Source organism: Streptomyces sp. NBC_01669 (assembly GCF_026339735.1).
GTDB lineage: Bacteria > Actinomycetota > Actinomycetes > Streptomycetales > Streptomycetaceae > Streptomyces > Streptomyces yanii.
On record NZ_JAPEQG010000001.1, the window covers coordinates 3,852,291 to 3,873,762 of the forward strand.

Here is a 21,472-nt window from a genome sequence, read left to right on the forward strand (position 1 = left end):
CCCGCGACCCGGCGGCCCCCGGCCGACGGATCCTCGTGTGCCCGAGCCTCCGCACAATCCCCCGGCCGGTCTTCCGCGGGTTGGTTCTCGGCCACCGCAACTCCCCTGCTCCCCCTGGTTTCCGTGCGCTCATCCTGCCGCACGCGCAGGCACCGTCAGCCGGCGTCACCCGGGGCGCGCCAGCCCCGCAGCATCGTGTCGAACTGGTCCCGCGTCGTGTCCCAGTCCTCTGCCGGACCCGACATGTACAACGCGTACTCCGGGCCGCCGTCCTCCGCGAAGTACATCTGGTCGATCGCGTGGCGCGGGCCGGGGTGATCCTTGGACTCGGTCCAGGTGAACTCCCAGAGGGAGCCGGGACGATCGCGGTAGAGGTTGGAGTGGAGGGTCTTGCGCTCATAGGCGGGCAGCCGCTCGGTGAGCGTCTTCTCCAGGTCCACCATGTGCATGTACGGGTTGTCGAAGTCGGGCTCCGGGTCGGAGCTGATCCGGATGTAGTGCTCGCCGTCGTCCGGGGTGTAGTCGACGTTCTGGCCGTCCACCCGGCGTTCCCAGCCGTCGGGGACGACCAGACCGAACCCTTCGGGGTCGGTCACCGGGTGCCAGCCGTCGGGCGCTGCCTCGGCGGAGGGGCCGGGCCCCGGATCCTGGGACGCGGTGCGCGGCGGAGTGTTGGTCGCACGGACCGTCCCGCCCTCCGTGCCGCCCGTCCCGGAGCTCTCGCCGAACTTCATCGCGGCCAGCCCGGCGCCGCCGCCGACCAGCGCGGCGAGCGCGATGACCACGACCGTCGTACGCCACCGGCCGCGGCTGCGGCGGGTCACCGGGGCGGCCGTGAACTGCGGTAGGGGGCCGAGTGCCTCCGTCCCGGTACCGGCCGTGCGCCCCGTGCCCCCCGGGTCCGTCGCCCGCAGGGCTTCCTCGGGCACTCGCTGCGTCGGTACGTACGCCTGCGCCGCCCGGGGCTGCCGCCCCTCCATCGCGTCCAGCAGCATCCGTTCCGTCTCGGCCGCCGAGGGCCGGTCCGTCGGGTCCTTGCGGAGCAGCGCGACGATCACCGGGCCGAGCGCGCCGGCCCGGGCGGGCGGCGGCGGTTCCTCGGTGACGACGGCCTGCATGGTGGAGATCGGGGACGTACGGCGGAACGGCGAGCGTCCCTCGACCGCGGAGTAGAGCGTGGCGCCGAGCGACCAGAGGTCGGAGGCGGGACCGGGATCGCCGCCGCGTACCCGCTCGGGCGCCAGATAGTCGATGGACCCGACGAGTTCACCGGTCCTGGTGATGGTCGAGTCGCCCTCGATGGCGGCGATGCCGAAGTCGGTGAGCAGCACCTGCCCGTCACGGGCGAGGAGTACGTTGCCGGGCTTCACGTCCCGGTGCAGCACACCGGCGCTGTGCGCGGCGCGCAGTGCGCTCAGGACATGGAGGCCGATCCTGGCCGCCTCGCGCGGCGCGATCTCGCCACTTTCCTTGGCGGCGTCGGCGAGTGACGGCCCGTCGACGTACTGCATGACGATCCAGGGCCTGTTGTCGTACTCGACCACGTCATGGACGGTGACCACACCGGGATGGGTGATGCGGGCCGCGGCACGGGCCTCCTTCTGGGTCCGGGCATGGAGCACGACCCGGTCGGCCTCGGCGACGTACAGCCCGGCGGTCAACTCCTTGACGGCGACCGTGCGATGCAGCACTTCGTCATGGGCGCGCCACACCTTGCCCATGCCGCCGCGCCCCAGGACTTCACCGAGCCGATATCTTCCGGCCAGTACCAGCCCCGCGTCCGTACCTTGTGATTGTTCCACGATTCCCCGCCCCGTTTCCTTCGGATGCCAGGTTACGGAGGGGGAGTACGGCCACGGAACCTCGCACCGCCCACGAAACCGCACTGTGATGCTTGTCGCGCGGGCACGCTTCTCCTGGCGGTGACTCAGGAGTTCACGCGGTAGGAGGCGATGGCCTGTTCATAGACGGCGGTCACCTTGTCCCGCTGGTTCTCCGGGCCGATCACCTGGATGACGTGGTAGCGGCCGTCGACGATCATCGCGAGGTTACGGACGTACACCTCGCGCCCGGTCTCGTCCTGCCAGGTGAACTGGCCTTCCGCCATGGCCTGTCGGCCGACGTCGATACGGCGCAGCCCGGTCGCCGATGACCAGCTGGAGTCCCGGAAGGGCTGCAACTCCCTTTCCTTCTCGCTCTGGTAGACGAGGGGGTCACTGCCGTTCGCCTTCACGGTGTCGCGGCCCGGCACGACCAGCAGGCTGAACCCGTCGCTGCCGTACCTGACCTGACGGTCGGCGCCACCGGCGCTGCGCTGCCAGCCCTTGAGCACGCCGACCTCGAAGCCCTCGGCGTCCTTGCGCAGGGTGTAACCGGGTGCGAGCGCGACGGCCGAGCCGCTGGTCTGCGGCTGCTCCGCACCGGGCGACCCGGACGGTGACGGCGGCTCGGACTGTGCCGGGGGCTTCCCGTCGGAGGAGTCGGGGGAGCCGGTGTCCGCCGCCGCCGGGGCCGAACCCTTGGAGCCGGAGGGGGCGCCCTGCCCGGCACCGCTGTCCGCCTTGGGCATGAACATCACGGCGTACGCGATGGCGGCGGCCAGGCCCAGCAGGATCAACACGAGCAGCAGCCGTCCGAGCCGCCGCGGCGCACGCCCCTCGCCCTGCCGGGGGCGGGGCGGAGTGCGCAGCGCCTTGGGGCCCTTGGGCTCGCGGGGCGGCCGTGGCTTCTCGTACCGCTCGGGTCGCTCCCTCGTCTGGCGGTGGCGGCCGTGCGCGGAGGCGCTGCCCATGCGGCCGCGGCGCTTGCGGACCAGCTCGCCCCGGCGGCGCACGACGGGCAGCCGGGTGCCGTCGACGGACGGCAGCGGCACGACGTCGAGACCGGCCTCGGGCTCGGGCGCCGACCGGACGAGGGAGCGCAGCCAGCCGCGCAGCTCCTCGAAGTCCGGGCGTTCGGTGGGGTCCTGGCGCAGCAGCGACTCCACGACCGGGCGCAGCGGACCGCACTCCTCGGCGAAGGCGGGCGGCTCGCCGCAGACCATCTGGACGAGCTCGGCCGCGCTCTCCTCGGGGTACGGGGCGTGGCCCTGAACGGCGCGGTAGAGCAGGGCGCCGAGCGCCCAGAGGTCGGTGGCGGGGCCGATGGGCGGTGCCAGCTGCCAGTTCTCGTGCACCGGTCCGGCCTGCTCGGGTGCCCAGCGCTCGGTGACGGCGCCGACGACGGCGATCCGTGCCTGCCGGGCGCGCTCGGCGGCGAGGGTGGTGGCGGGGCCGCGATAGGCGGGGGCTCCCTGGCCACCGGCGACGATGTCGTCCCAGCGGCCGGAGGCGGGCTCCTTTTGGTGCTCCTGCTGCTGAGGTGCGGGGTTGCCGTCGCGACGGGCGTCGGCGCGCAGGGCGTCCTCGTTGGAGCCGCCCGCGGGGACAGGGCGGCCGGAGTCGGCGCCGTCGCCCCATGAGCCGATCAGGTGCATCCGCCGGTCGGGCGGCCCCTCGCCACGGTGGCCCCCCTCGCCGCCGTCACGGCCATCGCTGCCGTACGGGGAGTCGTACTCCTCGTCGTCCTCGTCGTCGTACGGGTCCGTCGCAGCGGGGCCCCACCCGCCCGTGAGCGGCGGGAGGCCGGTGTCGGGCGGTCCGGGGCGCTGAACGGGGAGGCGGCCGGTCCGGTCCGCTTCCTCCGGCTCGCCCGTCCGGGCATGTCGCTGGTCCTCGCTGACGCGTGCGGCGGCGCGGGCGCCCGCGCGGTAGGCGGCGATGGCTCCGGCGCGCGCGGCCCGCAGCTGCGCGGACCCGTCCGCGCCGTGGGCGGCCGCGTCGGGGTGCAGCAGCGACCGTACGGCCTCCAGCTCACCGGCCGGGCCGCGCGAGGACGGCAGCTCGACGGGGCCGGGCGGCCCGGCTCGTTCGGCGGGCTCCGCGGGCGGTACGTACGGACCGGTCGGGCCCGACTCGAGCGCGGGCCGCCCGTACCCGTTCTCGTCCTCGGGCTGCGGCGTCGGCACATACCCGCACAACGCCTCCTCCGCCGCCCCGGCCGCCAGACCGGTCAGCATGACGCGTCCGTCGTCGCAGATCAGCACCGTACGGACGGTGATGTTCCGGTGGGTCCAGCCGTGTGCATGCAGCACACGCAGGGCCGTCAGCACATCGGAGCCGATCTCGGCGGCCCGGTACGGATTCAGCGGCCGCTCGGCGAGCAGCGCGGCCAGCGGACGGGCCGCGACCAGTTCGCTCACGATCCAGAGCGATCCGTCCTCGGCGAACACGTCGAAGACCTGATCGAGCCTCGGGTGGTCGGGCACCTGGGCCGCGGCCTGCGCGGCCTCGATCGCGCGCCGGACCGCGGGGTCCGTGGACCGCCGCACCGTACGCCCGCCGGCCCGACGCACCGCCGGCGGCGGCCCGTCCCCGTCGAGCACCTCGGCGTCCACGACCTCCGGCAACGGCACCTGCCGCACCAGGACTTCCTGCCCGCTGTACGTGTCGAACGCCCGGGTCTCGACCAGTTCGTACTCGTCGGAGGGCGGCAGCGGCAGGCGGTAGCGGTCGGCAAGCACCCGACCCGCATAGTCGTCCACGACGCCTCCCCAGAGCGCGCTGTCCCCCGGTCACGGAGACCGCAGCAACCGTCAATTGCGGTCACATACTGTGCAATTCGCCTACGGTTATGGCTGCGTACGGTCCTCGGCCTCTCACGATACGTGGCAAGTGCGGGCCGCGCGGCAGGGTCGAGGCAACCCGCCGCTCAGTCCTTGGGCCGGAACGTGGCGAACGCCGTCTCACGCACGGTCCGGCACGCCTCGCCGTTCCACTCGCTCGCCTTGCAGCTGATCATGATCGAGTAGCCGTGCGTGGCATCGACCTTGAAGCCCCGATTGAGCACGCGGCTCCGCTGTCCGTTCTCATTGCGCTCGAACTGCCAGTCGGCGACGGTCGGATAGCCGTTGAACTCGACCGTCTTGATCCCGAGGTGCCGGTAACCGCTGCTGGTGGCCCCGATATAGCCCTTGGCCGCGTTCCAGGCCGCGGCGGCGTCGTCCTTGGGAGAGCTGTTGTAGTCGACCTGGACGCGCGGGTAGCCGCCGTTCACAGCGTAGATCCGGCCGGAGTTGGCGCCCGCGATCTTGTAGGGCGTGAAGTTCTTGGGCATCGCCATCATGAAGTGGAACCGCTTGTCGGTGACCGTCTTGTAGCCGTCGGGCAGCGCGCCCGCCTTGCCCGGGTCCGATCCCTTGGGCTCGGAGTCGTCCGACCCCTTGCCCGACTCGTCGTCCTTGCTCTTGCCCTTGTCCTTGTCCTCGCCCTGATCGGCGTTCTGCCCCTGGTCCTGGCCCTGGTCCTTGCCGGAGCCGGCGCTCGCGGAAGCCCCCGCCGAGGCCGCCGTGTCCCCCTTGCCGGAACCGCTGCTCCGGTTGTCCGTGTCGCCCCCGCCGAGCGAGAGCACCAGGACGGTGCCGAGCACGACGAGCGCGACGACAGCAGCGATGATCGCCAGGGTGCGACGGGGCACCACGTCCGTGAGGGGCGCACGGACCGGCCTGTTCGACGGGCCGCCCGGACGCTGCGGCGGTACACCCCCGGAGGCGGAGGCCGCCGGAACCTTGGGCCCGGCCGGAGTCGTGGAAACGGCAGAGGGCTCGGCGGAGACAGGAGCGGCGACAGCCGCGCCCGCTCCGGGCGCCGCCTTCGCGTTCCGCACGGAACGCAGCGCACCGCGCAGCCGGTCCCGGGCGCCCTCCGCCGCCTCACCGGGCTTCGACGCCCCCTTGGCGCGGGGAGCGACGACACTTCCGGGCAGCGCCATGACCTGGGTGGAGTCGGCCGGCGGCGGCACCACGGGGGCCGGCTTGTCGGCGGCGTGGATCACGTCGTTGAGCAGGGCCCGCGCACCCGCGTCGTCGAGCCGCTGCTCCGGGTCCCTGGCGAGCAGGCCGTAGATGACCTCCTCCAGCGGGCCCGCGTTCTTCGGCGGGTCGAGCGGCTCGGTCATCACCGCGGTCAGGGTGGCGATCGCCGAACCCTTGTCGTACGGCGGGGAGCCCTCGACGCTCGCGTACAGCAGTCCGCCGAGCGACCACAGGTCCGCGGGCGGTCCCGGCTTGTGCCCGCGGGCGCGCTCCGGCGAGATGTACGACGGTGCGCCGACGAGCATGCCCGTCGACGTGACGGACGGGTCGCCCTCGACCTGGGCGATACCGAAGTCGGTCAGCACGACCCGGCCGTCCTCGGCGATCAGCACGTTGGACGGCTTCACATCGCGGTGCAGAATGCCCTCGCGGTGCGCCGAACGCAGCACGTCGAGGATGGCAAGACCGACCTCGGCCGCGCGCTTCGGCGTCAGCACACCGTCCTCGCGCACCGCCTCGGCGAGCGACTTGCCCTCGATGAGTTCCATCACGATCCACGGCCGGTCGTCCTCGTCGACCACGTCGTAGACCGTCACCGCACCGTTGTTGCGGATCCTGGCGATCGCCTTCGCCTCGCGCAGTGTGCGCGTGATGAGCCGACGCTTCTCGTCCTCGTCGATGGCCGACGGGAACCGCAGCTCCTTGACCGCGACCGTGCGGCCCAGCGTCTCGTCGACGGCACGCCAGACCGTGCCCATACCGCCCCGGCCGAGCACCTCCCCGAGCCGGTACCTACCCGCAAGGAGACGTCCATCCGTGTCCCGTTGGGGCTCCCGTGCCTGCTCCGCCTCCGACATGCGTCCCCTCTGCGATCAACCCGCCCTGGCAGAGCGTTCATTGTCCCTCACCCCGGGACCGGTCATGGTGCCGGGTCCGGAGTCCGTCATGATGTGGCCGGAGGAAGGGACTCCCTGCCATGCCGACACTCAGGGCGCTGCGCGCCACCCTGGTGGTGCTCACACTGTTCGGCCTCGGAACAGCGAGCCTGCCCAGCGAACCACACCTCACGCCCGCAGCCGCGTACCTCCCCCGGCTCGTCGCCGAGGGTGGCGCCCCGGCCGCGGCACTTCTCAGCCGGGACGCCTCCGTCCGCCGCGCCACCTACCGTTCCACGGGTCCCGGCATCCGCTTGGCGGACCGGTTCCGGGCAGGCAGCATCACCAAGACGTTCGTCGCGACGGTCGTCCTCCAACTCGCCCGGGAGCACAGGCTGCAGCTGTCCGACACCGTCGACAGCCGTCTTCCCGGGCTGGTACGCGGCCACCGCAACGACGGCCGCCGCATCACCCTGCGCGCCCTGCTCACCCACACCAGCGGCCTCTACGACTACACCGCGGCCCCGGGCACGCACCCCGTCTCCGCCATCGCCGCGATCCGGACGGCCGTGGCCCACCGTCCCACGAACACCACCGGCAGTTACTCCTACTCCAACACCAACTACGTCCTGCTCGGCCTGGTCGTTCAACGCGTCACCGGACACAGCTACGCCGCCGAGATCAGACGCCGCATCATCAAACCCCTCCGTCTCACCGGCACGTCGCTCCCCGGCGCCCGCACCGGCCTGCCCGCCCCGCACGGGCGCGGCTACTCCCGCGACCCGGCCGACGGCACCCTCCGCGATGTCACCGTCCTCGATCCGCGCACCGCGGGCGCCGCCGGAGAGCTGATCTCCACGCTCGCCGATCTGAACCGCTTCTACGCAGCCCTGCTGGGCGGCCGCCTGCTGCCGCCCGCCCAGCTGAGCACCCTGCTGAACACCGTGAGGACACACGGGACCTACGGCATGGGCATCTATCCGCAGAAACTCTCGTGCGGGACGACCGTCTGGGGTCACAACGGCCACATCGCGGGCAGCTACGTCCGCACCGCAGCCACCCGGGACGGCCGACACACCCTGACGTTCCGCATCAACACGGACACCCTGACCGAAGCGACCCTCGAACCGGCTCTCCTCGAAGCCGAGTTCTGCCCCGCTGGGCAGAATCGTCACCGTTTCTCCTGAAGGGCCGCCGATCGGCTCGGACCGACGACCGGACCGTCAGATCGGCACGATGTCCGGCGCCCCGAGCCGTGCCGCGTCCGCCGTCAGGTCGTCCGGCTGACGCTGCGACTCCCGCTCCGCCTGCACCCGCTTCTCGTAGTGCTCGACCTCCCGCTCGATCTGCCCCTTGTCCCAGCCCAGCACCGGAGCCATCAGCTCCGCGCATATCCGCGCGGAGCGGGTGCCCCGGTCGAAGGTCTCGATGGAGATCCGGGTCCGCCTCGTCAGGACGTCGTCCAGGTGACGGGCCCCCTCGTGCGAGGCGGCGTAGACGATCTCGGCCTTCAGATAGTCGTCCGCCGCCGGCAGCGGCTCGCCCAGCGAAGGATCGGCGGCGATCAGCTCCAGGATCTCCTCGGTCATGGACCCGAACCGGTTCAGCAGATGCTCCACCCGGGCGACATGCAGCCCGGTGCGGGCCGCGATCCTCGCCCGTGCGTTCCACAGCGCCCGGTAGCCCTCCGCACCCAGCAGCGGGATGTCCTCCGTGACACAGTCGGCCACCCGCTGGTCGAGGCCGTGCACCGCCTCGTCCACGGCGTCCTTCGCCATCACCCGGTACGTCGTGTACTTGCCGCCCGCGACGACGACGAGCCCCGGGGCCGGGTGCGCCACCGTGTGCTCGCGCGAGAGCTTGCTGGTCGCGTCCGACTCACCGGCCAGCAGCGGCCGCAGCCCGGCATAGACGCCCTCGACGTCATCCCTGGTCAGCGGGGTGGCCAGGACCGAGTTGACGTGTTCGATGAGGTAGTCGATATCGGCGCTGGACGCGGCCGGGTGCGCCTTGTCCAGGTCCCAGTCGGTGTCCGTCGTCCCGATGATCCAGTGGCGGCCCCACGGGATCACGAACAGCACGGACTTCTCGGTCCGCAGGATGAGCCCGGTCGAGGAGTGAATGCGGTCCTTCGGAACGACCAGGTGGATGCCCTTGGACGCCCGGACGTGGAACTGTCCGCGCTCACCGATCAGCGACTGGGTGTCGTCCGTCCACACCCCGGTCGCATTGACCACCTGCTTGGCCCTGACCTCGTACTCCCCGCCGGCCTCGACGTCCTCCACCCGTGCGCCGACCACCCGTTCGCCCTCGCGCAAAAAGCCGATCACCCGGGCCCGGTTCGCCACCTGCGCGCCGTATCCGGCGGCCGTGCGCACCAGCGCCGCCACGTAGCGGGCGTCGTCCATCTGGGCGTCGTAGTACTGCAACGCCCCGACCAGCGCGTCCTTCCTCAGCGCGGGCGCGACCTGCAGAGCCCGGCGGCGGGAGAGGTGCCGGTGCACGGGCAGCCCGCGGCCGTGCCCCGACGACACCGACATCGCGTCGTACAACGCGACGCCCGAACCGGCGTAGAACCGCTCCCAGCCCTTGTGCTGCAACGGATAGAGGAACGGCACCGGCTTCACCAGATGCGGGGCCAGCCGCTCCAGCAGCAGCCCGCGCTCCTTCAGCGCCTCCCGCACGAGTGCGAAGTCCAGCATCTCCAGGTAGCGCAGCCCGCCATGGATCAGCTTGCTCGATCTGCTCGACGTGCCGGACGCCCAGTCGCGCGCCTCGACCAGTCCGGTCGAGAGCCCTCGCGTCGCCGCATCCAGCGCCGTTCCGGCGCCGACCACGCCCGCCCCCACGACCAGCACGTCCAGTTCGCGCTCGGCCATCGCGGCGAGCGCCTCGGCGCGCTCCGCAGGTCCCAGTGTCGCTGTCCTCACTGCTGCCTCCCGGTAGATCGGGGTGGGTCCGGCACGGGGCTGCGGTCCGACCGGGGGGTCGGGCTCCCGTACCCACCTCTCGATTCTGTCCGCGGTCCGCGACTTCAGCCACCGCCTGTGGACAACACCCGGACGAAGAGATCCACATAATGCGACATACAGGTCATATTTACGCCTAGTCTGACATTGCGCCGTCCTCAGCGGTTGCGCTTTCTGCTCTCATGGTCTTAGGGAAGGACGGCCACTTCTATGCCCGCAGACCTCGCCGTCATCGGACTCGGTCACCTCGGCCTGCCCCTCGCCCAAGCCGCCGTCGCCGCCGGTATCCACACCGTCGGCTACGACACCGACCCACGCCCGTTCGCCGAGCTCTCCGCCGGCCGCACCCCCGTCGAAGGCTCTCTCACGGCCTCGGAGATCCGCCGGATGCTCTCGGGGGGCTTCCGGCCCACCACCGACCCGGCCGAGCTGGGCCGGGTCCGTACCGCCGTGATCTGCGCGCCCACCCCTCTCGGCGCCGACCGCACCATCGACCTCACCGCCGTCGGCGACGCCACCCGCGCCCTCGCCGCCCGACTCCGCCCGCACACCACGGTCCTGCTGGAATCGGCCGTGCCCCCCGGCACCACCGAGAGCTTCGTGCGCCCCCTCCTCGAAGAGGGCTCGGGACTGCGCGCCGGACGCGACTTCCACCTCGCCTGCTCCCCAAGCCGTCTCGACCCGGGCAACCGCGCCCACATCTACGCCAACACCCCCAAGGTCATCGGCGGCCTCACCCCCGCCTGCACCGAATCGGCTGCCGCGTTCTACGGCCGGCTGACCGACAAGGTCGTACGCGCCCGCGGGCCGCGCGAGGCCGAGATGACGAAGGTTCTGGAGACCAACTTCCGGCACGTCAACATCGCCCTGGTGAACGAGATGGCGGTGCTCTGCCACGACCTCGGTGTCGACCTCTGGGACGTCATCCGGTGCGCCGAGACCAAGCCGTTCGGCTTCGAGCCGTTCCGCCCGGGCCCCGGCGTCGGAGGCCACTGCGCCCCGGTCGACCCGGGCTACCTCCCGTACAACAGCCGCACCCCCGGCCACCCGTTGCGGATGGTCTCGCTCGCCCAGGAGATCAACGACCGGATGCCGAGTTACGTGATCCAGCGCTGCGCCACCCTGCTGAACGAACACGGCAAGTCCGTCCGTGGCGCCAGGGTCCTGCTCCTCGGCGTCACCTACAAGCCGGACCTCGCCGACCAGGAGGCGTCCCCCGCCCGGGAGATCGCGACGCGGTTGATGGACATGGGCGCGCAGATCGGCTACCACGACCCGCACGTCCTGGACTGGCGGGTACGCGAACTGCCCGTCCCGCGCGCGGACTCGCTGTACGAGGCGGCGGCGAGCGCGGACATGACGCTGCTGCTGCAACACCACCGTACGTACGACCTCCAAGGCCTCGCCGTGAAGGCCCAACTCCTTCTGGACACCCGCGGCGCCACCCCGGCCGGAGCCGCACACCGGTTGTGAGCGCAGTTCCCCCAAGGATTTCGGTGGGCGATGTCACAGGCGGCTGCTAGCCTGCGGCGTCACTTCTCGCACAGTCGTGCGCATCCGTCCCAGGGGGAATCCCACCATGAGCCAGCCCGTGCCGCCGCCGAACCAGCCGCAGCAGCCGTACGACGCCCAGCCCGGCGGCAACCCGTTCGCGGGCCAGCAGCCGGGCCAGCCCGGTCAGCCCGGCGTCGCGACCGGCAATCCGTTCGCCGGTCAGCAGCCGGGCCAGCCCGGCCAGTTCGGCGGCGTACCGTTCGCACCGGCCCCGGCGCCCGCGCGCAACAACGTCGGACTCGGCCTGCTCGCCGGCGTCGTCGCAGCCGTCGTGGCCGCGGCCGTCTACGGCGCGATCATCGGCGCCACGAAGCACGAGATCGGTTACGCGGCCGTGGGTGTCGGCTTCCTCGTCGGCCTTGCGGCCGGCAAGGTCGGCGGCCGCAACCCCGTACTGCCGGTCCTCAGCGCCGTGATCGCTCTGGTCTCCGTCTACTTCGGCCAGCTGCTCGGCGAGGCGATGATCGCCGCGAAGGAGCTCCCGGTCACCGTCTCCGAGCTGTTCTTCGACCACTTCGGCCTCCTGAACGAGGCGTGGAAGGCCGACGCCGACCCGCTCACCTTCGTCTTCATCGCGATCGCCGCGTTCGCCGCGTTCTCCGGGGCCAAGAAGGCCGCAGGCTGATCCGGTTCATGCGGAAGGGCCCGGACCGCTTGAGCGGTCCGGGCCCTTCCGTATGTCCGTCACCCATCAGCGGCGGTGCTGCGAGTCCGCCACCGTCACCTCGACGCGCTGGAACTCCTTGAGGTCGCTGTATCCCGTCGTCGCCATCGCCCGGCGCAGCGCACCGAAGATGTTCATCGAACCGTCGGGGGTGTGCGAGGGTCCGGTGAGGACCTCCTCCGTCGTGCCGACGGAGCCCAGGTCGACCAGCTTGCCGCGCGGCACGTCCTCGTGGACGGCCTCCATGCCCCAGTGCCGGCCGCGGCCGGGCGCGTCCGTCGCGCGGGCCAGCGGGGAGCCCATCATCACGGCGTCCGCACCGCAGGCGATGGCCTTCGGCAGGTCGCCGGACCAGCCGACGCCGCCGTCCGCGATCACGTGCACGTACCGGCCGCCGGACTCGTCCATGTAGTCGCGGCGGGCCCCGGCCACATCGGCGACCGCGGTCGCCATCGGGACCTGGATGCCGAAGACGTTGCGCGTGGTGTGCGCGGCGCCGCCGCCGAAGCCGACGAGGACACCGGCCGCGCCGGTCCGCATCAGGTGCAGGGCCGCGGTGTACGTGGCGCAGCCGCCGACGATGACCGGGACGTCCAGCTCGTAGATGAACTGCTTGAGGTTGAGCGGCTCGGCCGCGCCCGAGACGTGCTCGGCGGAGACCGTCGTACCGCGGATGACGAAGATGTCCACACCCGCGTCGACGACGGCCTTGGAGAACTGTGCGGTGCGCTGCGGCGAGAGCGCGGCGGCGGTGACGACACCGGAGTCGCGCACCTCCTTGATGCGCTGCCCGATCAGCTCCTCCTGGATCGGGGCCGCGTAGATCTCCTGGAGGCGGCGGGTCGCCGACTCCACGGGCATCTCGGCGATCTCGTCGAGGAGCGGCTGCGGGTCGGCGTGCCGGGTCCACAGGCCCTCGAGGTTGAGGACGCCGAGACCGCCCAGCTCGCCGATCCTGATCGCGGTCTGCGGGGAGACCACGGAGTCCATGGGTGCGGCCAGGAACGGCAGCTCGAACCGGTAGGCGTCGATCTGCCAGGCGATCGAGACCTCCTTCGGGTCGCGGGTGCGACGACTCGGAACGACGGCGATGTCGTCGAATGCGTACGCCCTGCGGCCGCGCTTGCCGCGCCCGATCTCGATCTCAGTCACGATGGTGTGGCCTTTCCCTCTACGTCTGCGTTGTCCAGTATCCCCGACACACGGCTGAGGGGCGGTCCCGGGAACCCCGGACCGCCCCTCAGCTGCGCTGTTGCGTTACTTCCTGCTGTAGTTCGGCGCCTCGACCGTCATCTGGATGTCGTGCGGGTGGCTCTCCTTGAGCCCCGCCGAGGTGATCCGTACGAACCGGCCGTTGGCCTGGAGCTCCGGGACGGTGCGGCCGCCGACGTAGAACATCGACTGGCGCAGACCGCCGGTGAGCTGGTGGACGACCGCGGAGAGCGGGCCGCGGTACGGGACCTGGCCCTCGATGCCCTCGGGGACGAGCTTCTCGTCGGAGGCGACGCCCTCCTGGAAGTAACGGTCCTTGGAGAACGACTTGCGGTCGCCACGGGTCTGCATCGCGGCGAGCGAACCCATGCCGCGGTACGACTTGAACTGCTTGCCGTTGATGAAGAGCAGCTCGCCCGGGGACTCCTCGCAGCCCGCGAGCAGCGAGCCGAGCATCACGGTGTCCGCACCGGCCACGAGAGCCTTGGCGATGTCGCCGGAGTACTGCAGGCCGCCGTCGCCGATGACCGGGACACCGGCCGCCTTGGCGGCGAGCGAGGCCTCGTAGATCGCCGTGACCTGCGGGACGCCGATACCGGCGACGACGCGGGTGGTGCAGATGGAACCGGGGCCGACGCCGACCTTGATGCCGTCGACGCCCGCGTCGATCAGCGCCTGGGCGCCGTCACGGGTGGCGATGTTGCCGCCGATGACGTCGACGCCCGACGCGTTCGACTTGATCTTGGCGACCATGTCGGAGACGAGGCGGGAGTGGCCGTGCGCGGTGTCGACGACGATGAAGTCGACGCCCGCCTCGACGAGTGCCTGGGCCCGCTCGAAGGCGTCGCCCGCGACGCCGACCGCGGCGCCGACCAGCAGCCGGCCTTCCTTGTCCTTCGCGGCGTTCGGGTACTTCTCGGCCTTGACGAAGTCCTTGACGGTGATGAGGCCCTTGAGGACCCCGGCGTCGTCGACCAGCGGAAGCTTCTCGATCTTGTGGCGGCGCAGCAGCTCCATGGCGTCCACGCCGGAGATGCCGACCTTGCCGGTGACGAGCGGCATCGGCGTCATGACCTCGCGCACCTGGCGCGAACGGTCGGACTCGAAGGCCATGTCACGGTTGGTGACGATGCCGAGCAGCTTGCCCGCGGTGTCGGTGACCGGCACGCCGCTGATGCGGAACTTGGCGCACAGCTCGTCGGCGTCACGCAGGGTCGCGTCCGGGTGCACCGTGATCGGGTCGGTGACCATCCCGGACTCGGAGCGCTTCACCAGGTCGACCTGGTTGGCCTGGTCGGCGATGGAGAGATTGCGGTGCAGCACACCGGCGCCGCCCTGCCGGGCCATGGCGATCGCCATGCGGGCTTCGGTGACCTTGTCCATCGCTGCGGAGAGCAGCGGGATGTTCACCCGTACGTTCTTGGAGATGTACGAGGAGGTATCGATCTGATCGGGCGCCATGTCGGACGCGCCGGGCAGCAGCAGCACGTCGTCGTATGTCAGCCCGAGCGTCGCGAATTTCTCGGGCACTCCGTCGACGTTTGCAGTCATGACACCTTCCCCAAATGGCCTTGATCGGTGCGGATGTCCATGCTAACGGCCTCCGGGGGTGTCTCATTCCACGATCAAGATCACCTAGAGGTTCTGTAGCTTCGTACGGAACCTGCGTACGAGGAAATCCGACGCCGCTCTACTGCTCGGCGAGGGCGCGCAGCCTGCTCAGTGCGCGGTGCTGGGCAACCCGGACCGCACCCGGCGACATGCCGAGCATCTGTCCGGTCTCCTCGGCGGTCAGACCGACCGCCACCCGGAGAACCAGCAGCTCACGCTGGTTCTCCGGGAGGTTGGCGAGGAGCTTCTTGGCCCAGGCCGCGTCGCTGCTGAGCAGCGCACGCTCCTCGGGCCCGAGCGAATCGTCCGGCCGCTCCGGCATCTCGTCGGAGGGCACGGCCGTCGACCCCGGGTGCCGCATCGCGGCCCGCTGGAGATCGGCGACCTTGTGGCCGGCGATGGCGAAGACAAAAGCTTCGAAGGGTCTGCCGGTGTCCTTGTAGCGCGGCAACGCCATCAGCACCGCGACACAGACCTCCTGCGCCAGGTCCTCCACGAAGTGGCGAGCATCACCGGGCAACCGGTTCAGCCGGGACCTGCAGTAGCGCAGCGCGAGGGGGTGGACATGAGCCAGCAGATCATGGGTGGCCTGGGCGTCGCCGTCGACGGCACGGTGCACCAGAGCACCGATCACCGTCGTCTCGTCGTCGCGCATCGGACCATGGTGCCTCGACGCCGCTTCATCCGCGGCACCGCGTCCGTAGTTGTGCACCGAAGCGTTATGAGCGGGTGCGCCGGAAGTCATGTCCTGCGCCCTCCCCTTCCGCTCGACCGAATCGTTCCCGAGGAACTCCACATCTCAAGGATGCGTCATCGGCCGGGAAGCGTCACATACCGAGGCTGCCGAGCAGCCGATCGGCGTCATGCCGCCCCCGTCGCCCCGTCCGCCGAAGTGCGGACGGGGAAGCGGCCGACTACCGGTCATGGCTGGTCATCAGCGGACCAGGCCCCAGCGGAAGCCGAGCGCGACGGCGTGCGCCCGGTCCGAGGCGCCGAGTTTCTTGAACAGCCGTCTGGCGTGCGTCTTCACCGTGTCCTCGGAGAGGAAGAGCTCGCGCCCGATCTCCGCGTTGGAACGGCCATGGCTCATCCCTTCGAGCACCTGGATCTCACGCGCAGTGAGCGTGGGCGCCGCACCCATCTCGGCGGACCGCAGCCGACGCGGGGCGAGCCGCCACGTCGGATCGGCCAGCGCCTGGGTGACGGTCGCCCGCAGCTCCGCGCGGGAGGCGTCCTTGTGCAGATATCCGCGGGCACCGGCGGCGACCGCGAGCGCGACACCGTCCAGGTCCTCCGCGACGGTCAGCATGATGATCCGGGCCCCGGGGTCGGCGGAGAGCAGCCGCCGGACCGTCTCCACACCCCCCAGACCGGGCATGCGTACGTCCATCAGAATCAAATCCGAACGGTCGGCCCCCCAGCGGCGGAGGACTTCCTCGCCGTTGGCCGCCGTCGTCACACGCTCAACGCCGGGCACGGTCGCAACCGCGCGACGGAGCGCCTCTCGGGCAAGCGGGGAGTCGTCGCAGACGAGGACGGATGTCATGACCGTCCTCCGCAGCTGATGCGCGTCACCTTGAGCCTCCAGGCTGGTACAAGTCGTCACCTGTGCGGTTGACGCTCTCGGACATCTGCCCGATCGCTTTTTCTGCCAACCGCCTCCGCACTCTCAACGATGGTCACTCGAAAGAGTTACGGGTCCGCGGCGCGGGTTCGGCACTCTACGTGAGGGACCGTGCACAGAGGAGAGCGGCGCGGCTCGTCAAGCCGTCAACCGAACTTTCACTTCAACGTATGCCCCATTTAGTCGGTTTTCTTCCCTTTTGCTGGTGTCTGTGGCTAGATTCGCAATCAGTCATATTTACATCTACTAGCACCACAGATGTACGGTCATGGGCACCGGTCCAACGACGAACGCCAACGACGTTTCCTACCCACCATGGTTTCGAGGGGACAAGCAATGGCAGATTTCTCCCGCCTTCCCGGACCCAACGCCGATCTGTGGGACTGGCAGCTGCTGGCGGCCTGCCGTGGGGTCGACAGTTCGCTGTTCTTCCATCCGGAGGGTGAGCGCGGAGCGGCACGGAGCGCCCGCGAGAACTCGGCAAAAGAGGTTTGTATGCGATGCCCGGTACGCGCCGAGTGCGCAGCGCACGCCCTGGCGGTGCGGGAGCCCTACGGGGTGTGGGGCGGACTGACCGAGGACGAGCGCGAGGAGCTCATGGGACGGGCCCGCAACCGACTGATCGCGGCAGCACCTCCGGGGATGGCCGCCCCATCCGGGCACACCTGATCCTTACGCACTCCGCACAACAACAGAAGAAACGTTCCTGCACCGCATGTCTGCGGGGCGGGCCAGTGGCATGCGCCGACCCCGGCCTAGCGGGCGGCAGCCAGGGACAACTGATCCAGGGTGGCCGCCACAGCGGGGACGTGGGCCAGGTCGGGAAGAGTCAGTGCGACGATCTCGCGCTCGATCGCCGGCTCCACCGTCACGGTGCGGGCCCCCTTGGGGCGCACCGACTCGATCGCCAGCGCCGGCAGCACGGCCACTCCCAGACCGGCGCCGACCAGGCCGATCACCGCAGGGTAGTCATCGGTGGCGAAGTCGATCCGGGGGATGAAGCCGGACTCCTCGCAGACCTCCACCAGCTGCCGCCGGCAGCGCGGGCAGCCCGCGATCCAGGACTCGTCGGCCAGTTCACCGATCCCCACCGCGTCCGCGCCGGCCAGCCGGTGCCCGTCGGGAACCAGGCCGATCAGCCGGTCGGTGAGCAGTGGGCGCACGACCAGGTCCTCCCACTCGCCGCCCGAGGCGCCGTAGCGGAACGCCAGCGCGATGTCGCAGTCACCCTCCCTGAGCATCTCGACCGAGCGTGGCGGCTCCGCCTCGACCAGGGAGACCCTCGTCCCCGGGTGGGCGGCGCGCAGGGCGGCCAGGGCCCCGGGAACCAGCGTGGAGCTGCCGCTGGGAAACGAGACGAGCCGGACCCGGCCTGCCCGCAGCCCGGCGATCGCGGCGACCTCCTCCTCGGCGGCGGTCAGCCCGGCGAGGATGCCGGACGCGTGACGTACCAGCGCCTCACCCGCCTGGGTGAGGCGCATCTCGCGGCCTGTGCGGATCAGCAGCGTGGTGCCGGCCGAGGACTCCAGGGCCTTCATCTGCTGGCTGACCGCGGGCTGGGTGCAGCCCAGTTCGCGCGCGGCGGCGGAGAACGAGCCGGTGGCGGCCACGGCGCGCAGGACACGGAGATGACGGGCTTCGATCACTCTTCAACCATAAGGGCAGCTTGGGTGGGATGTGAATTGTTCGCATGCATCTTTGAGGATGGGGTCGCCAGTGCCCCTCGCGGCAAGCTCTGCCCCGTCGCAGCGCCCGGCACGTGTCGGCCAAAAGCCTTGGCGGCTCCTTTCCCGAGCTCTCGACTCCGTTCGAGCAGGGGAGACCCCCGTCCAAGGACGTCCGGCCGCCTTGCGATCACACGCACCGGACGACGCTCCTCATGGGGCAAGCATGGCCGGTCACGGCACTAGCGTTCGCCGCATGGAACTGCTGACTGTGAATGCGGGACGGCCCGAGGCCGTCGACTACACCGACGCCGCCGGCGGCGTGACCGGGATCGGCAAGCAGCCGGCCGACGGCCCGGTGCGGGTCACCGACCCCGGCCCCAAGGGCACCGGCGGCAGTGGGGTGGCCGGGGACGCGGTGTGCGATCTGCGCCATCACGGCGGCTCGGACCAGGCCGTGTACGCCGTCGCCCGTGAGGATCTCGATGCCTGGGAGCGTTCGCTCGGCCGCCCGCTGGCCAACGGCGCGTTCGGCGAGAACCTGACGACCGCCGGACTGGACGTGAGCGGCGCGAGGATCGGCGAACGCTGGCGGATCGGACCCGATCTGGTCCTGGAGGTGACGTCGGGTCGCATTCCGTGCCGCACGTTCGCCGGTCACCTCGGAGAGAAGCGCTGGGTCAAGCGGTTCACCGAGGCGGCCGCTCCGGGCGCCTACCTGCGGGTGATCGAGCCGGGCGAGATCCGCGCCGGGGACCCGGTCGAGATCGTGCACCGGCCGGACCACGACATCACCGTACGGATGCAGTTCCTGGCGGCGACGGTGCGACGGGACCTGCTGCCGGAACTGCTCATGGCCCGGGACGCACTGCATCCCGAGACGCTGCGCGCCGCCCTGAAGTACGTGGAGTCGCAGGCACCGGGCGAGTGATCAGTGCGGTGTGCGGGGCACTAACGTGCCGCGTATGACGACTGCATTGATTACGGGTGCGACCGCGGGAATCGGGGCCGCCTTCGCGCGGCGTCTCGCGGCCGACGGGCACAATCTGGTGCTGGTGGCGCGCAGCACCGAGCGGCTCCGGGAACAGGCCACCGAACTGCACGACCGGCACGGCATCGAGGCCGAGGTGCTGACCGCCGACCTCTCCGAGGACGACGGGATCGCCTCGGTCGAGGCGCGGCTGACGGACCACCGGCAGCCCGTCGATCTGCTGATCAACAATGCCGGGTTCGGCAACAAGGGCCGCTATCTGGATGTGTCGATGGCGGACGAGCTGAAGATGCTGAAGGTGCACTGCGAGGCGGTGCTGCGGCTGACCTCGGCTGCCGCGGCGGGGATGAAGGAACGCGGGCGGGGCGGGGTGGTCAATGTGGCCTCGGTGGCGGCGTTCGTACCGCGCGGGACGTACGGCGCGTCCAAGGCGTGGGTCGTTCAGTTCACCCAGGGCGCGGCGAAGGACCTGGCCGGTTCGGGTGTGCGGCTGATGGCGCTGTGCCCCGGCTTCGTACGGACCGAGTTCCATGAGCGCGCCGGGATGGGGACCGACAACATTCCGGGCTGGATGTGGCTCGACGCGGACAAGCTGGTCGCCTCGGCGCTGGCGGATCTGGCGCGCGGGAAGTCGGTGTCGATCCCCGACGCGCGGTACAAGGCGCTGATGGGGCTGGTGAAGGTGGCGCCGCGCGGCCTGCTCGGAGGGGTCACCTCCAAGACAGGCCGCAAGTACGGTCCGCAGTAGGGCGGTCGGACCGTGTGCGGATTACTTGACGCCGCGGCCCGCGTACGCGCCGATGTTGGGGGCGCCGGGCTTCAGCTCGTTGCCGAACCAGTCCTTGCCGCCGTTGTTCTCGATGACGGTTCCGGCGGCCAGGGCGGGCGAGCCCTCGCCGAGCCGGAAGTCGTCCCGCAGCTTCGGGTCCTCGGTGATACCGCCGGGGTTGGGGCGGGTCATGTCGATGCCGTGGAACGCGTTGTGGTCGAAGGAGAGCCCGGGGGTCGGGTTCTTGAACGCGTAGCCGCCGGTGCCCTCGCTCACGAAGATGTTGTTACGGATGGACAGTTCGTGCTGGGTGGTGGCGGGGCTTCCGGCGTCGTCCTGGACGAGGTAGCCGGGCACCTTCTCCTTGTTGTGGAAGGTGTTGTTGTAGATCTGCGTGTCGAGGATCGGACCCCAGCAGTTCTGGATGAGGCGCGCGCCGTCGTTCCGGCTGACGTTGTAGCGGGCGACCGTGCCGATGGTCTTGGCACCGCTGTAGGGACAGATCAGCAGGAAGCCACCGGTGTTGTCGTGGCTGTAGTTGTACTGGAAGACGGTGTTCTGCGAGGCGCCGTCGGCGTCGAAGGACATGCCGTCATGGGTGTTTCCGCCGCCCGAGACCTCGTTGTATTCGATGGTCGTGTCGTCGGTGTTGAAGGTCCAGATACCGGCGTTGGCGGAGGGCGAGCGGAGCTGGAAGCCGTCGACCCTGTTGTGGTCGACGCGGGCGCCGCTGGTGGTGTCGAGCTTCATGCCGTCACCCGCGAGGGACTTCAGCGTGTTGTGGTGGATCCGCACGCCGGTACTGGGCGTCCACTCCCCCGGGTAGACGTTCGGGTCCTGCTGCTGGCCGACCAGATCGCGCTTGGAGAACGTCGACTTGAAGTAGATGCCCTCGCGGTCGACGTCCTCGATGCGGTTGTGGCTGATGTCGAGACCGTCGTACGCGCTGGGCTTCGCCTTCCCCTCGACCGCGATCTGGATCGCGCTGGAGCCGGAGACCGTCTTGTAGTCGCCTCCGCGCACATCGTGGATGTACAGGCCGGAGATCTTGAAGCCGCGGGCGGTGCCGTAGTCGGTCAGGCGCAGCCGGACCCCGTTGCGCTCGCTGCCGGGGGCGGCGGCGTTGGTGATCTCCAGGTCGCCGAGGTGCACGTACTGCGTGTTGGAGAGCAGGACGATGTCGTGGGCGCCCGCGCCGTCGAGCTTCGCGCGGGCCTCGCCGCTGCCGTAGTCGGCAATGGTGAAGGGCGCGCGGGCGGAGCCTTCACCCCGCGGGGCGAGGGTGCCGGTGCAGGTGGTGCCGCGCTTGAAGAGCAGCCGGTCGCCGGGGCCGTAGGTGGGGGCGCCGGCCTCGGCCAGGGTGGTCCACGGATGCTCCTTGCTGCCGGTGGCGCCGGCCGGGTCGGCCGAGCAGTCGACATGGAACGTGCGGCCGGTGGGCGCGGCCTGCGCGGCCGTCTGGCCCGCGACGGTCACACCGGCGGCAGCAGTCAGGGCCGCGAGCGCTGCGGCGGTGACGCGATGTCTCACAATTCCTCCGTACGAACAGTCAGGGTCGAGTCGGCATCGCCGGAATCCTGGACTCGGATTGATCGAACGTCAATGGATTGCGTTTGAATGATCGAAACTGCCATCGTTCGATCACGCTGGACTAGGGTCGATCCCGAGGTCGGATCACTGCGAGGGGA

General features: G+C 70.6%; 16 protein-coding genes. 6 read left to right on the plus strand and 10 right to left on the minus strand.

The window, feature by feature from the left end; all coding sequences use genetic code 11:
- Positions 1 to 155: 155 nt before the first annotated feature.
- From OG972_RS16950 to OG972_RS16960, 3 genes are all read right to left on the minus strand, one after another.
- Positions 156 to 1,802 carry a serine/threonine-protein kinase gene (locus OG972_RS16950; RefSeq protein WP_266982469.1) on the minus strand — a complete coding sequence of 549 codons (1,647 nt, stop codon included), beginning with the start codon at positions 1,800 to 1,802 and terminating at the stop codon, positions 156 to 158.
- Between the two features lie 125 nt (positions 1,803 to 1,927).
- Entirely contained in the window at positions 1,928 to 4,582 is a 2,655-nt protein-coding gene (locus tag OG972_RS16955) for a protein kinase (RefSeq protein WP_266982471.1), read from the minus strand.
- Positions 4,583 to 4,749: 167 nt separating this feature from the next.
- Positions 4,750 to 6,708, minus strand: a complete 1,959-nt coding sequence (locus OG972_RS16960) for a serine/threonine-protein kinase (protein ID WP_266982473.1) — start codon at positions 6,706 to 6,708, stop codon at positions 4,750 to 4,752.
- A 119-nt stretch (positions 6,709 to 6,827) separates the two neighbouring features.
- Between OG972_RS16960 and OG972_RS16965 the strand changes: the two genes are divergently transcribed.
- The gene (locus OG972_RS16965) at positions 6,828 to 7,913 is read left to right on the plus strand and encodes a serine hydrolase (protein ID WP_266982475.1); all 1,086 of its coding nucleotides are present in this window, start codon (positions 6,828 to 6,830) and stop codon (positions 7,911 to 7,913) included.
- Between the two features lie 36 nt (positions 7,914 to 7,949).
- On the opposite strand, the gene OG972_RS16970 is transcribed toward OG972_RS16965, so the two are convergent.
- Positions 7,950 to 9,656 (minus strand): glycerol-3-phosphate dehydrogenase/oxidase, encoded by a 1,707-nt coding sequence (locus OG972_RS16970; RefSeq protein WP_266982477.1) that lies wholly within the window; start codon positions 9,654 to 9,656, stop codon positions 7,950 to 7,952.
- Positions 9,657 to 9,905: 249 nt separating this feature from the next.
- On the opposite strand from OG972_RS16970, the gene OG972_RS16975 reads away from it, so the two are divergent.
- The gene (locus OG972_RS16975) at positions 9,906 to 11,168 is read left to right on the plus strand and encodes a nucleotide sugar dehydrogenase (protein ID WP_266982479.1); all 1,263 of its coding nucleotides are present in this window, start codon (positions 9,906 to 9,908) and stop codon (positions 11,166 to 11,168) included.
- A 106-nt stretch (positions 11,169 to 11,274) separates the two neighbouring features.
- Positions 11,275 to 11,874 carry a hypothetical protein gene (locus tag OG972_RS16980; RefSeq protein WP_266982481.1) on the plus strand — a complete coding sequence of 200 codons (600 nt, stop codon included), beginning with the start codon at positions 11,275 to 11,277 and terminating at the stop codon, positions 11,872 to 11,874.
- Between the two features lie 66 nt (positions 11,875 to 11,940).
- Here the strand turns inward: OG972_RS16980 and OG972_RS16985 are convergent, their stop codons facing one another.
- The 4 genes from OG972_RS16985 to OG972_RS17000 form a co-directional block, all read right to left on the minus strand.
- Positions 11,941 to 13,065 carry a GuaB3 family IMP dehydrogenase-related protein gene (locus tag OG972_RS16985; protein ID WP_030914322.1) on the minus strand — a complete coding sequence of 375 codons (1,125 nt, stop codon included), beginning with the start codon at positions 13,063 to 13,065 and terminating at the stop codon, positions 11,941 to 11,943.
- A gap of 105 nt (positions 13,066 to 13,170) precedes the next feature.
- Positions 13,171 to 14,676, minus strand: coding sequence for an IMP dehydrogenase (gene guaB / locus OG972_RS16990; protein WP_266982483.1), 1,506 nt, complete (start codon positions 14,674 to 14,676; stop codon positions 13,171 to 13,173).
- A 139-nt stretch (positions 14,677 to 14,815) separates the two neighbouring features.
- Positions 14,816 to 15,391 (minus strand): sigma-70 family RNA polymerase sigma factor, encoded by a 576-nt coding sequence (locus OG972_RS16995; RefSeq protein ID WP_030084428.1) that lies wholly within the window; start codon positions 15,389 to 15,391, stop codon positions 14,816 to 14,818.
- A gap of 279 nt (positions 15,392 to 15,670) precedes the next feature.
- Positions 15,671 to 16,282: a response regulator transcription factor gene (locus OG972_RS17000; protein WP_003948568.1), complete on the minus strand. Its 612-nt coding sequence runs from the start codon at positions 16,280 to 16,282 to the stop codon at positions 15,671 to 15,673.
- 414 nt (positions 16,283 to 16,696) lie between these two features.
- Between OG972_RS17000 and OG972_RS17005 the strand changes: the two genes are divergently transcribed.
- Positions 16,697 to 17,029, plus strand: a complete 333-nt coding sequence (locus OG972_RS17005) for a WhiB family transcriptional regulator (RefSeq protein WP_266982485.1) — start codon at positions 16,697 to 16,699, stop codon at positions 17,027 to 17,029.
- Between the two features lie 86 nt (positions 17,030 to 17,115).
- Here OG972_RS17005 and OG972_RS17010 read toward each other — a convergent pair whose 3' ends face one another.
- Positions 17,116 to 18,006, minus strand: a complete 891-nt coding sequence (locus OG972_RS17010) for a LysR family transcriptional regulator (protein ID WP_266982486.1) — start codon at positions 18,004 to 18,006, stop codon at positions 17,116 to 17,118.
- 274 nt (positions 18,007 to 18,280) lie between these two features.
- Here OG972_RS17010 and OG972_RS17015 point away from each other — a divergent pair, with 274 nt between their 5' ends.
- On the plus strand, positions 18,281 to 18,955 hold the full coding sequence (locus OG972_RS17015; RefSeq protein ID WP_266982488.1) for an MOSC domain-containing protein: 675 nt from the start codon (positions 18,281 to 18,283) through the stop codon (positions 18,953 to 18,955).
- Positions 18,956 to 18,989: 34 nt separating this feature from the next.
- Entirely contained in the window at positions 18,990 to 19,763 is a 774-nt protein-coding gene (locus tag OG972_RS17020) for an SDR family oxidoreductase (protein ID WP_266982490.1), read from the plus strand.
- A 21-nt stretch (positions 19,764 to 19,784) separates the two neighbouring features.
- Here OG972_RS17020 and OG972_RS17025 read toward each other — a convergent pair whose 3' ends face one another.
- Positions 19,785 to 21,314: a right-handed parallel beta-helix repeat-containing protein gene (locus OG972_RS17025; protein ID WP_266982492.1), complete on the minus strand. Its 1,530-nt coding sequence runs from the start codon at positions 21,312 to 21,314 to the stop codon at positions 19,785 to 19,787.
- Positions 21,315 to 21,472: the final 158 nt, after the last annotated feature.

Excerpts from the sequence above, each read along its gene's own strand:
- OG972_RS16960 (WP_266982473.1), bottom strand. The coding sequence starts at position 6,708 with ATGTCGGAGGCGGAGCAGGCACGGGAGCCCCAACGGGACACGGATGGA.
- OG972_RS16965 (WP_266982475.1), top strand. The coding sequence starts at position 6,828 with ATGCCGACACTCAGGGCGCTGCGCGCCACCCTGGTGGTGCTCACACTG.
- OG972_RS16975 (WP_266982479.1), top strand. The coding sequence starts at position 9,906 with ATGCCCGCAGACCTCGCCGTCATCGGACTCGGTCACCTCGGCCTGCCC.
- OG972_RS16980 (WP_266982481.1), top strand. The coding sequence starts at position 11,275 with ATGAGCCAGCCCGTGCCGCCGCCGAACCAGCCGCAGCAGCCGTACGAC.
- guaB (WP_266982483.1), bottom strand. The coding sequence starts at position 14,676 with ATGACTGCAAACGTCGACGGAGTGCCCGAGAAATTCGCGACGCTCGGG.
- OG972_RS16995 (WP_030084428.1), bottom strand. The coding sequence starts at position 15,391 with ATGCGCGACGACGAGACGACGGTGATCGGTGCTCTGGTGCACCGTGCC.
- OG972_RS17000 (WP_003948568.1), bottom strand. The coding sequence starts at position 16,282 with ATGACATCCGTCCTCGTCTGCGACGACTCCCCGCTTGCCCGAGAGGCG.
- OG972_RS17005 (WP_266982485.1), top strand. The coding sequence starts at position 16,697 with ATGGCAGATTTCTCCCGCCTTCCCGGACCCAACGCCGATCTGTGGGAC.
- OG972_RS17015 (WP_266982488.1), top strand. The coding sequence starts at position 18,281 with ATGGAACTGCTGACTGTGAATGCGGGACGGCCCGAGGCCGTCGACTAC.
- OG972_RS17020 (WP_266982490.1), top strand. The coding sequence starts at position 18,990 with ATGACGACTGCATTGATTACGGGTGCGACCGCGGGAATCGGGGCCGCC.